The 12523-nt window shown below is 68.3% G+C and carries 5 protein-coding genes; 4 read left to right on the forward strand and 1 reads right to left on the reverse strand.

The window, feature by feature from the left end; all coding sequences use genetic code 11:
- Positions 1-500 precede the first annotated feature (500 nt).
- The 4 genes from A5789_RS10470 to A5789_RS10485 all read left to right on the forward strand — a co-directional run bounded on the left by A5789_RS10470 (position 501) and on the right by A5789_RS10485 (position 10031).
- Positions 501-1097 carry a GNAT family N-acetyltransferase gene (locus A5789_RS10470; RefSeq protein ID WP_227462882.1) on the forward strand — a complete coding sequence of 199 codons (597 nt, stop codon included), beginning with the start codon at positions 501-503 and terminating at the stop codon, positions 1095-1097.
- Between the two features lie 120 nt (positions 1098-1217).
- The gene (locus tag A5789_RS10475) at positions 1218-7544 is read left to right on the forward strand and encodes a type I polyketide synthase (protein WP_064923005.1); all 6327 of its coding nucleotides are present in this window, start codon (positions 1218-1220) and stop codon (positions 7542-7544) included.
- A gap of 40 nt (positions 7545-7584) precedes the next feature.
- The gene (locus A5789_RS10480) at positions 7585-8982 is read left to right on the forward strand and encodes an aminotransferase class I/II-fold pyridoxal phosphate-dependent enzyme (RefSeq protein WP_064902451.1); all 1398 of its coding nucleotides are present in this window, start codon (positions 7585-7587) and stop codon (positions 8980-8982) included.
- A gap of 113 nt (positions 8983-9095) precedes the next feature.
- Positions 9096-10031 (forward strand): LLM class F420-dependent oxidoreductase, encoded by a 936-nt coding sequence (locus A5789_RS10485; protein ID WP_063010939.1) that lies wholly within the window; start codon positions 9096-9098, stop codon positions 10029-10031.
- A gap of 22 nt (positions 10032-10053) precedes the next feature.
- On the opposite strand, the gene A5789_RS10490 is transcribed toward A5789_RS10485, so the two are convergent.
- Positions 10054-12363, reverse strand: coding sequence for an MMPL family transporter (locus tag A5789_RS10490; RefSeq protein ID WP_064902452.1), 2310 nt, complete (start codon positions 12361-12363; stop codon positions 10054-10056).
- Between the last annotated feature and the right edge of the window lie 160 nt (positions 12364-12523).

Consider the following 12523-nt stretch of genomic DNA (forward strand, 5'->3'; position numbering starts at 1 on the left):
CCGGTTCCTTTCGACCTCCACGCGGCGATCGCGGTCGAGGCCCAGATTCGTAGCGGTGACGGCGAACTCGCCGTCATCCCGATTGTCCAGATTGTCGCGGGGGCGGACGTCCCGATTTACCGCCATTGGTAAACCGCGAGGCGAGTGCGGTCGCGCGGGCGGTCGCCGCGGTGGTTTGCCTGTATATCGCTGTGCGACCGAGCTTCCCGCGGGGATCGGTGACCGCGCGCGGTGTGAGCTGCCGACCCCGCCGTGTATTTCCTTGCGGAAGGACGTGTTTCACATCGGGCGCCCGGCGATAGCCCGGTGTCGAGGACTGTGGATATTCATAGCGTCGTGTCGTACCCGCGTGTTCTACTGCACATTACCGACTAGTAGGAAGTGTGGCGGGCTGAGGTAATCTAGCGTCCAGTTGCTTGCCGGACGTCCCGCCGACGTAGTCGGGCAGTGTGCAGATCATGTGAGGGACAACAGCTTTGAACAAACCGGAGAGTCCGGTCGTGCGGACCGCGACGCGCGACGACATCACCGGAATGGTGCGGGTACTGGCCGCGGCCTTCGCCCACGACGATCCGATCGAGGAATACGTCTTTCCGGACGAAGCTGTCCGGCACCGTCGGTCGCCGCGCATGTTGCGGACGATGATCACGCATCGCTTCCTGCCGGCCGGCGGCGCCGAGGTCGCGGAGCTGGACGGCCGGATCGTCGGCGTCCTGCTCTGGTACCCGGACGGTTACCGGCCCGGCGGACTGCGCGAACTCCTCGCCGGCCCGCTGTTTCTCGCGGGAATGGGCACCGCCGTGGGACGGGGAACCGAGGTCGATCGCACCATGGATCGGGCGGCCCCGGCCGAACCCCACTTCTTCCACGTCTACCTCGGCACCGATCCGGAACTGCAGCGCCGCGGCATCGGCCGGGCGTTGTACGCGTCGTTCACCGACAAGGCCGACCGGCAGGGCGTACTCCTGTGCGGAATCTGCAAGGACGAGAACGTCGGGTACTACGAGGCCCTGGGTAACGAACGCACCGGGTCCGTCCGGCTGGGCCGGACGGGTCCGGAATTGAACATCATCATTCGCCGACCGCGTCCGCTCTGATCGGCGGGGCGAAGGCCGCCGCGGAGGGGTCGCCGGTTTCCGGCGAACGCGGAACCAGGCCGATCGCCCGAACTGCTCCGGGGGAGCGAGAAGTATTTCCGAGTCGGCCGAGGAGTCGCTGTGTCTGACATTGCCATCGTCGGAATCGGATGCCGGTATGCCGGCGGCATCGATTCGCCGGAGTCCTTCTGGGACTTCGTGATCAACAAACGGGACGGGGTCACCGAGATCCCGGCCGACCGCTGGGACTGGCGGCGCTATTACGACGCCGACCGCCGCACCCCCGGCCGCATGTACACCAAGCGCGCCGCCTTCATGACCGGCGATCCGTGGGAGTTCGATCCCGACTTCTTCGGCATCTCCCCGCGCGAGGCCGCCGCCATGGACCCGCAGCAGCGACTGGTCCTGGAAGTGGTGTGGGAGGCGCTCGACGACGCGGGCGTCGCGGGACGCAGCGCGGGCTCGGGGCTCGGCGTCTACATCGGCGCCTTCACCCTCGATCAGCTGGCGGTATCGGTCGGCGGACCGGCGCTGCCGCATGTCGACATGCACACCGCCGCCGGCGCGTCGTACACGATGCTCTCCAACCGGATCGCATACGCGCTCAACCTCACCGGTCCGGCGGTCACCGTCGACACCGCCTGTTCCTCGTCGCTGGTCGCGCTGCATCTGGCCTGCCAGGCCATCGAGAGCGGGGACTGCGAATACGCCCTCGCCGGCGGTGTGACCGTGATGGCGCAGCCGGAGCCGTTCGTCTCCATGTGCAAGGGCGGATTCCTCGCCGCCGACGGCCGCAGCAAACCGTTCGACGCCGCCGCCGACGGTTACGGCCGCGGTGAGGGCGCCGGCATCGTGGTGCTGAAGAAGCTGGCCGATGCCGAACGCGACGGCGACCGCGTCTACGCGGTCGTCAAGGCCACCGGATCGAATCAGGACGGCCGCACCACGGCCATCACCGTCCCGAACGCGGATTCTCAAGAAGCACTGGCCAAGACCGTGATCGAGCGTTCCGGAATTCCGGCGCACGAGATCACCTACGTCGAGGCGCACGGCACCGGAACGCCGGTGGGCGACCCGCTGGAACTGCGAGCCATCGGCCGGGCCTACGGCGCTGCCACCGGGCGGCCCGGTCCGCTCGGTGTCGGCTCGGTGAAGGCGACGCTGGGGCACACCGAGGCGGCCTCGGGTATCGCGAGCGTCATCAAATCGGCGCTGGCCATCACGCATCGCACCATCGCGCCGCAGGGCTGGCTGGACACCCCGAATCCCGATATCCCGTTCGAGGAACTGGGAATCCGCCTGCAGACCGAGGCCGAACCGGTGGGCGGCGAGGTCGAGCGGATGACGGTGGCCGTCAACGGTTTCGGATACGGCGGCACCAATGCGCACGCGATTCTGCAGGAGTACCGGGGTGGCTCCGAAAACGACCGGGCGCCACAGCATTTCGGCGTCCTGCCGCTCTCCGCGCGGAGCGAGGCCGCGGTTCGGCAATTGGCTCGCGGCGTCGCCGAACTGATCGCCGAGGGCGCCGATCCCGGCCGGCTGGCCGAAGCCGCGTGGCGGCGCCGCCACCACCACAACCATCGCGCCGCGATCACCTTCGGCGACGACACCGAACTGGTCCGCGGCTTGGTGGATCTGGCGAGCGGGGAGGGCCGGGTCGGTCGCACCGTCGCCAAGCGCACCGCCGAGCCGGTGTACGTCTTCACCGGTATGGGTCCGCAGTGGTGGGGCATGGCACGCGAGCTGCTCGGCACCGAAGGCCCGTTCGCCGATGAGGCGCGCCGCATCGATGCCGTGTTCACCGACATCGCCGGCTGGTCCGTCGTCGAGGAGTTGCTGCGGCCCGAGGAGCAGTCGCGGGTTACCTCGACCGCCATCGCGCAACCGGCGAACTTCCTGGTGCAGGTCGCGCTGTACGCGGCGTTGCGGGAGTACGGAATCGAACCCGCCGTCGTCGTCGGCCACAGCGTCGGCGAGGTATCGGCCGCCTATGTGACCGGAATGCTGTCGCTCCACGACGCGCTGCTGGTCAGCTATCACCGCGCCCGGTTGCAGGCCACGACGGCCGGGACGGGTGGCATGCTGGCGATCGGATTGCCGGCCGAGGCCGCTCGCGAGGTCATCGCCGCCGACGGTTCGGTCGATATCGCGGCGATCAACTCACCCTCGGCCGTCACGCTGGCCGGTGCGGTCGACCGTCTCGACGAGATCGCCGAAAAGCTCACCGCCGACGGTATTTTCGCGCGCCGACTGCAGGTCGAGGTGCCGTACCACAGTCATCTGATGGACCCGATCCTGGATGAACTGCGCGCGGTGCTGGCCGGGCTCACCGTCGCCGAACCGCGTATCCCGCTGTACTCCACGGTCACCGGCGAACAGGTCACCGCGGCCGACTGGAATGCCGAGTACTGGTGTGCCAACGTCCGGCAACCGGTGCGGTTCGCCGATGCCATCACCGCGCTGGTCCGGGCCGGCAACCGGGTGTTCGTCGAGGTCGGTCCGCATCCGGTACTCGGCGCCAACATTCGCGAAATCCTCATCGGCGCAGGCGAAAGCGGTACGACGGTGGCCACCCTGCACCGCAAACAGCAGGACGCGGACAGCCTGCGCCAGACCCTGTCCGGTCTGTACGCGGCCGGAGTTCTCGACATCGACGCGCTGTTCGCGGGTGTGCCGGACCCGACGCCGCATATCGATCTGCCGCGCTATCCGTGGCAGCGCACCCGGCTGCGCAACGAACTGCCCGAATTCCGGCTGCTGCGGCACGGCACGCCCGACGCGCATCCGATGCTCGGTGATCAGAATCCCGACGACTCCAACGCCTGGCGGGTGGAATTGTCGCTCGCCGCGCTGCCCTGGCTGGCCGATCACGTCGTGGGCGGCACCCGGATCCTGCCGGGCGCGGGATATCTGGATGCCGCGCTGAGCGCCGCCGCGGTGCGCACCGAATCGGATCAGGTCGCCGTGGAGGGCGTGCGGTTCGTCGCGCCCCTGGTCGTCGAGGAGGGCGAGGCGCCGATCGTCGAACTCCACGTGGAGGATTCGACCGGGCGCTTCACCATCCGCTCCCGGGGCGCGGCCGGAACCATCTGGACCGTCCACGCGATGGGCCGCCTGGTCGAAGGCAGTTACGCGCCGATCACCGCGGACGTGCCCGACACCGAGCAGATGCTCGCGGTCGAGCCCGCCGAGTTCTATGCCGGATTGGCCGCGCGCGGATTGGAATACGGGCCGGCCTTCCGGCGCGCCACCTCGATCCGCATCTCGCCGGACACCGTGGTCGCGCGACTCGACGGCACCATCGGCCAGGGCGAGAGGTATCTCGCACATCCCGCGATCGTCGATGCGGCGCTGCAGAGTGTGGCCGCCCTGCTCGCCGGCCGCGGTGGTGCCCAGGAGGGCGCGATGGTGCCGGTCGGCGTGCGCACCGTCCGCCGCCTCGCGCCCCTGCCGGAGGAGGTCACGGCCGTGGCCCGGTTCGCCGAGGGCGACCGGCCGCTGGCCGATATCGATCTGCTCGATGCCGAGCGCACCGTGGTCATGCAGATCAGGGGGATGGAATTCGGTTCCCTGACCCCCGGCCGCGGCCCGCTGCAGCGCATGACCGACATGTTCTACGAGGAACGGTGGGAGCTGCGCGATCCGGTCGACACGTCCGCGCTTCCCGGCAACGACGGCCTGTACACCCTGGTCCTCGGCTACGGCGAGAACATCGACTCGCGGATCGAGCGGGTGCGCGATGCCGTCGCCGGTGGTGCCGGATCGGAAGTCCTCCGCCTCGATCCCGGCGACGCCGAGCTGGAACCGGAACTGGCACAACGGCTTCGCGACATCTTCGGCACCGAGGGTGTGCAACGGTTGCACGTGTGCGTGGTCCCCGGACATTCGCCCGACGGTGATGTGGCGGCGCTGTGGACGCTGCGCCGGATCGCGGTGACGCTGGACGGTTACCTCGAGGAACGGGTCACCGAGCACGAGATCGAAATTCCGCTGACCGGCGACGGATCTATGTACGTGACCGTGGTCAGCGCCCACGCGTACGCCCACCCCGCGGATGGGACGGCACCGGACCCCAGCCAGGCGGCCATCGCCGGCGCTCGTCGCGTGCTGCTCAACGAGCAGTCCCGGCTGCGGTGGCGACTGGTGGATATCGATGCCGACACAACGGTCGCGGACCTGTCCGCCGAACTGGCGATCCCCGGCGGCTTCCAGTACGACCTGGTCGACGAGGCCGTGCTGCGCAACGGCCTGCGCTGGACCACGGTCGTGACCCGGACGCTGCCGGAGCGGCTCGACGCCCTCGACACCGCCGAACCGCTCACCGACCCCGAGGCGAATTTCGAACTGGAACTGCCTCGTTCGCGCACCTTCGCGCGGCTGGGCTGGCGGCGCTGTGATCGGCGCGAACCCGGCCCGGGTGAGGTCGAGGTCCGGATGCGTGCGGTGGGCCTCAACTACAAGGACGCGCTGAAGGTGATCGGCGTCCTCGGCGAACGTGAACTGTCGGAGACCTTCTTCGGCTTGGTGCCGGGGATGGAAGGCGGCGGCGAGGTGGTCCGGGTCGGCCCCGGCGTCACCGACTACGCGGTCGGCGACTCGGTGAGCCTGACCTCCAAGGGCATGGTCGCGCGCTATCACACCACCTCGACCGATTCGCTCACCCACGTCCATCCCGACACCGATGCCGGCCGGTGCAGCAGCGTCACCGCGTTCACCACCGCCGAGTATTCGTTGCTCGAACTGGCGCGGATCCGTGCCGGTGAGACCGTGCTGGTGCACGGTGCGGCGGGCGGTGTCGGCAGCGCGGCGGTGCAGATCGCGAAGTTGCACGGCGCCACCGTGATCGGCACCGCGAGCAGCGAACAGCGACGCGCCTATGTCCTGGCCGAGGGCGCCGATCACGTGGTCGGCTCGCGGTCGCTGAACTTCGTCGACGAGGTGCTCGCCCTCACCGGTGGACGCGGTGTGGACGTGATCATCAGCTCGGCGCCCGGTGAGATCCTGCGCCAGAACTTCGCGGTGATCGCCGAATTCGGCCGCATCGTGGAGATCGGCAAGGCCGATATCTACACCGGCGGCATGCTGGATCTGTCGGCGTTCGACAAGAACGTCTCCTACTTCTCCTTCGATCTGGACCGGATGCTGCGGTTGCGGCACACCGAGGTGATGGAGCTGGGCCGCAAGGTCAACGCCAGCTTCGACGACGGCACCTATCGGCCGCTGCCGTTCCAGAAGTACGGCACGGCGGAGGTGGCCCAGGCCTTCGAGGAGGTGGCCCGCTCGACCCGAATCGGCCGGGTCGCGCTGGATCTGACCGAGGAAGCACCGCTGGTCCGCCCGCAGCTACCGGACATCGAGATCGACCCGGCGGCGCAATACCTGATCACCGGTGGTTTCGGCGCCTTCGGCCTGGCCACCGGACGGTGGCTGGTGGGCCACGGCGCCCGCCGGCTGACGCTGCTCGGCCGCGGCGGTGCCACCACCGAGGCCGCCGTCGCGCAGCTCGCGGCCTGGGAGGCGCAGGGCATCGAGGTCACCGTCGAGCGGGTCGACATCACCGATGCCGATGCCGTCGCGGCGGTCCTCGCTCGCGCCCACCGGCCCGAGCATCCGCTGCGCGGGGTGTTCCACACGGCCGGCGCCATCGACGACAAGCGCATCACCGTCATGGATGCCGAGAGCCTGGCCAAGGTGTTCCGCGCGAAGGCCGACGGTGCGCGCGCACTCGTCGCCGGCATCCAGGCGGCCGGGGCTCGGCTGGATCAGTTCGCGCTGTGGTCCTCCGGCAGTGCGATGTTCGGCGGTGTCGGCCAATATGCCTATACCGCGGCCAATATCGCGCTCCAGGCCATCGGGGATACGGTGGTCCGCGCGGGCGGTACCGCCCTGGTCGTCGGCTGGGGGCATATGTCCGGCGGCGGTATGGCCGACGACGAACATATCGCGCGGTATCTGCGCAACACCGGCTTCGATTCGATCACCATGGACGAGGGGACCGAATATCTGGAGCAGGCGCTGCGATTGGGCGTCACGCAGGTCTCGATCATTCCGGTCGACTGGGCCAAGGTGAACGCCACCGCGCCGTTCTTCGCCCAGACCGGACGCACCGAGGAACTGATCGCCGCTGCGGCACAGGACGATTCGGCCGCCGCGCGGCTGCGCGTCCAGCTCGCCGAACTCGACGAGGGTAAGCGCAACGAGGTGGTCGCCTTCATGCTGGCCGAGCAACTTGCGCAGGTCATGGGTGTTTCGGCGGATTCGATCGACTTGACGGTTCCGGTGCCCGAACTCGGATTGGACTCGTTGATGGCGGTCGAATTCGGCGCGCTGGTGACGAAGTCGCTGGGTGTGGAACTGATGTCGATGAAGATGGGCCGCTCGTTCAGCCTCGAACAGGCGGGTGCGCGGGTGGCCGAGGCGATCGTGCAGGGGGCGGCGGGATGAGAGGGCCGCAGCTGCCTGCTGCGCCGGGAAAGGATGCGGGATGAGTGAGTCGGCGCGGGATCTGGCGCGGAAGTTGTTGTCCAGCACGGCATCTGGTGCCTCTCCGGCGCCCACACCCACCCCTGCGACGTCCGGAAGCTCGCGCGGTTCGTTCACCGGCGGCAACAGCAAACCGGCCCGCCCGCGCCGGGGCCCCGGACGCCAATTCGCCGACCACCCCGAGGTCGCGGCGATGGTGCAGAAACGCGCGGCGATCGCGGCGGTGCACGAGCACAGCGGCACGCCGAATCCGATGTTCCTCGTGCGGGAGAGCCCGAACGACACCGTCATCCGGTGGCAGGGCCGGGATCTGGTGAATTTCAGCGCCTACAACTATCTCGGCCTGGGCAACCATCCGAAGGTGGTGCAGGCCGCCAAGGACGCGCTGGACACCTACGGCGCGTCCGCCTCGGCCAGCCGCATCGTCGCCGGGGAGATCCCGATCTACGCCGAACTCGAACAGCGCCTGGCGGCGATGTACGACGTCGGTGACGCGATGGTCACCACCAGTGGTTATCTCACCAATGCCGGCGTGATCGGCTTCCTGCTGGGCGCCGACGACGTCGCGATCTGCGATTCGCTCATCCACGGCAGCGTGGTGTCCGGGGTGCAGTGGTCGGGAGCGCGGCGGCTCAACTTCCGCCACAACGATCCGGAGTCGCTGCGTTCGGTGCTGCGCATGTCGCGCGGGAACTTCGATCGGGCGCTGGTCGTGGTCGAAGGGCATTACAGCATGGACGGCACGGTCGGCCGGGTGAGCGAAATAGCCGCCATCGCAAGAGAATTCGACTGCGGGGTCATGGTCGACGAGGCGCATTCGCTCGGCGTCTTCGGCGAACGGGGCCACGGCATCCGCGAGCACTACGGCATGGCCGGCGACGATGTCGACATCTGGATGGGCACCCTGTCGAAGGCGTTGGGCAGCTGCGGCGGTTTCATCGCCGCCGACGCGGACCTGATCGCCGCGATGAAGGCCGCCGCACCGGGTGTGGCCATGCTGACCGGCGGCCCGGCGCCCTCGACCATCGGCGCCGCGCTGGCCGCACTCGACGTCCTCGAGGCGGAACCGCAGCGACTGCGCCGGCTGTGGTCCAACGCCGAGCACTTCCGCACCCTGCTCGGCGAGCGCGGCATCGACCTCGGCATCTCCGAAGGCACCCCGATCTGCCCGGTTATCGTCCCCGGTGAACTGCGCGCCGGCTACGTCGCCACCACACTGCTGCGCAACGGCGTCTACGCGGGCGCGATTTCGTCTCCGGCGGTACCGGCGGGTCAGGAACGACTGCGCTTCTTCCTGACCTCCGAACACGAACACGCGCAACTGGAGGCCACCGCCGATCTGCTGTCCGAGGCCGTCACCGCCGCCGCGCAGTTGCCGGACCTGGGCGTCACCGGCTGACATGCGCGGCCGACCGCCGCGCGAGAGGGCCGTGCCACGACGTGTCCGGTCCCCTCGCCGGGCGGTTCGGCAGGTCCGCGGGCCGGCGCAGCCGGCCCGGTACGTTGGTGCGCGTGGAACTACGAATCTTCACCGAGCCCCAGCAAGGGGCTACCTACGACGATCTGCTCCGGGTTGCGAAGGTGACCGAGGAGGCGGGGTTCGACGCATTCTTCCGGTCGGATCACTATCTGAAGATGGGCGGGGTCTCCGGCCTGCCCGGGCCCACCGACGCGTGGATCACCCTGGCCGGGCTCGCGCGCGAGACCTCCCGGATCCGGCTGGGCACACTGGTCACCGCCGCGACGTTCCGGCATCCGTCGGTGCTGGCGATCTCGGTCGCGCAGGTCGACCAGATGTCGGGTGGCCGGGTCGAACTCGGACTCGGTTCGGGGTGGTTCGCCGACGAGCATCGCGCCTACGGCATCGATCTGCCGGAGCTCGGCGAGCGCTTCGATCGCTACGCCGAGCAACTGGCCGTCATCACCGGCCTGTGGCAGACCCCGGTGGGCGAGACCTTCGATTTCACCGGCAAACACTATGTGCTGCAGGGCAGTCCGGCACTGCCCAAGCCGGTGCAGCAGCCCGGCCCGCCCGTGATCATCGGTGGCGCGGGCAAGAAGCGCACACCGGCCCTGGCCGCGCGGTACGCGCACGAGTTCAATCTGCCGTTCACGGATGCGGAAACGGCTGCGGCGCAATTCGATCGGGTTGCCGCGGCCGCGCGCGACATCGGCCGCGATCCCGGTGAGATCGTCCGCTCGGCCGCCCAGGTGCTGTGCGTGGGCCGCGACGAGGCCGAGATCGCTCGCCGCGCCGAGGCGATCGGCCGCGAGGTGCACGAACTGCGCACCAACGGCCTGGCCGGCACCCCGGCCGAGGTGGTCGACAAGATCGGCCGCTACCGCGAGACCACCGGCATTACCCGCCTCTACCTGCAGGTGCTCGACCTGTCCGATCTCGACCACGTGGAATTGGTCGCCGGCGAGGTCGCCGCCCAGCTGGGCTGAACCCTCCGGTGGCAGCGCCGGCTCAGCCGACCTTCACCGGACTCCTGGGCTCATCCGGATTGTCGACGTGGAGCGCGCGCAACCGCGCACCCTCCACGTCGATATCCGGCACGATCCGGCTGAGCCACCCCGGAATCCACCAGGCCGCCTTACCCATCAGCACCAGCAGCGACGGGATCAGAACCATCCGCACCAGGAAAGCGTCGAACAGGACGCCCGCGGCGAGCGCGAAACCCATCGACTTGGCGGTCGCATCCGATTCCAGCAGGAACGAACCGAAGACCGAGATCATGATGACGGCGGCCGAGGTCACCACCCGTGCTCCGTGGTGGTAGCCGGAGATCATCGCCTCGGTGGGTGGTTTCCCGTGCACGTATTCCTCGCGCATGCGGGTGACGAGGAAGACCTGGTAGTCCATGGCGAGGCCGAAGACCAAGCCGATCAACATGATCGGCAGGAAGCTCACGATCGGCCGCGGTTCGGAGATGAGACCCAGCGCGCCCTTCTGGAAGATCAGCACCGTGGCGCCGAAGGTCGCCGCCATGGAGAGCAGGAATCCCAGCGCGGCGGTGAAAGGTACCAGCACCGAACGGAATACCGCGATCAGCAACAGGAATGCCGCACCCGCCACGATCGCCAGATAGGGCAGGATCTTACTGAGCAGCGCATGGTCGACATCGGCGTAAATGGCTGTGGTGCCGGTGATTCCGTAGTCGATGCCGTATCTGTCGTGCAGTGCGGCTTCGGCATTGCGCGCGTTGCGCACCAGATCCTTGGTGGCCTGATCGTTGGGCCCGGTGGTGGGTACCGCGGTCATCAACGCGCCGCCGCCGTCCCTGCTCAGCTGCGGTCGGGTCACATAATCCATACCCGGATAGGCGGCCAGCTCGTCGTGTAGCGCGGTCAGCGCCGCCTGCCGCTGATCGGCGGGCACCTGCGACAGATCGGCGACGACTTGCAGCTTGCCGTTACTGCCGGCCCCGAATCCCTCGGTGCGCAGGTCGTAGGCCTTGCGAATGGTGGTGGTCCTGGGCTGGCTGTCCTCACCGGGCAGGCCCAGATTCAAGCTCAGCGCGGGCGCGGCCAGCAGACCCAGCACGATGATGCTCGCGACCAGCGTCAGCCACGGCATCCGCCCGATCACCCGCGCCACCCGCATACCGTTGGTGACCACCGAATCGTCCTCGGGATCGTGTTGCGCGATCGCCGGGAGCTTCGGCTCGAACAGGTACTTGCCGAAGGCGCCGAGCAGTGCCGGCATCAGGGTGATCGCGGTGAGCACCGCGAACGCCGCCGCGATCGCCCCGCCCAGTCCCATGAAGGTCAGGAAGCTGATGTTGACGATGGCCAGGGCGACCAGCGCGATGATCACCGTCGCGCCCGCGAACACGACCGCCGAACCGGCCGTCCCCAGGGCCGTGCCCGCGGCGATCTCCGGCGAATTCTGCACCGCGCGTTCGTGTTTGTAGCGCGAGACGATGAACAGCGCGTAGTCGATCGAGAGCGCGATGCCGATCATCGAGGCCAGGAAGGTGGTGAAACTCGGTACCGACATGAACGATGTGCCGAGGAAGATCACCGACGTCGCCAGTCCGAGTCCGACGATCGCGGTGATGATCGGCACGAAGGCCGCCACGATCGCGCCGAAGGCCACCACCATCACCACCAGCGCCACGGCCATGCCGATCATCTCGGCCCGACCACTGGGCTGTTGTTGTTCCATCGCCAGCGACCCGCTCATCTCAACCTGAAGTCCGGCGGCCCGTGCCTCGTCACCGACCGCGTAGGCGGCCGCGCGATCGGCGGCGGTGATATCGGTGAATTTCTGGATCGTGAACGGAACGGTCAGCACCGCAACGGTATCGGGGTTCTCCTTGTTCAACACGTTGACCGGCGCGGCACTGCAGCGCGAGACGAATTCCGGCGAACTGCGATCGGTCGCGAAGCAGCCCATCTGTTCGGTGGCGGTGATCGGATCCACCAGCGGCGTCTTGTGATCGACGAGGTTCAGATCGTTCAGCTTCGAAACCACACCACCGACGGCCGCGCGCTGGGATGCGTCGGTGAGTTTCTGCCCCGGTGCCGCCCCGAAGACATAGGTACCGGTGACCGCCTCGAAACTGAACGCCTGCGACATCCCCGGGAAGTGTTTGTCCATGATCTCGGTGGCGCGTTCCGACGGCAGATTCGGGATCGTGAAGTCGTCGTTCATCGGCTTCTTCAACTGCGTGCCGAGACTGCCGATGATCAGGAACAGGATCAGCCAGACCGGGAGCACGATCCACTTGTGCCGAAAGGCGAACCTTCCCCACCGATACAGATACACGGACACGAGGCGCTCCTAGTGGTCGCGGGCCTCGATTGGCGCTGACTGCGAACCGGGGCCGGTCGCTGATCGAGCTGTGCGGTTGCCGGCACACTCGCCGGTACCGTCGGTCCGCCGAGTGGCCGAGCTGGAGAGCATCAGGTTCGAGTCTGCTGTGTCGTTGCTG

Origin of the sequence: Nocardia sp. 852002-51101_SCH5132738 (genome assembly GCF_001665695.1) — a bacterium.
Classification (GTDB): domain Bacteria; phylum Actinomycetota; class Actinomycetes; order Mycobacteriales; family Mycobacteriaceae; genus Nocardia; species Nocardia nova.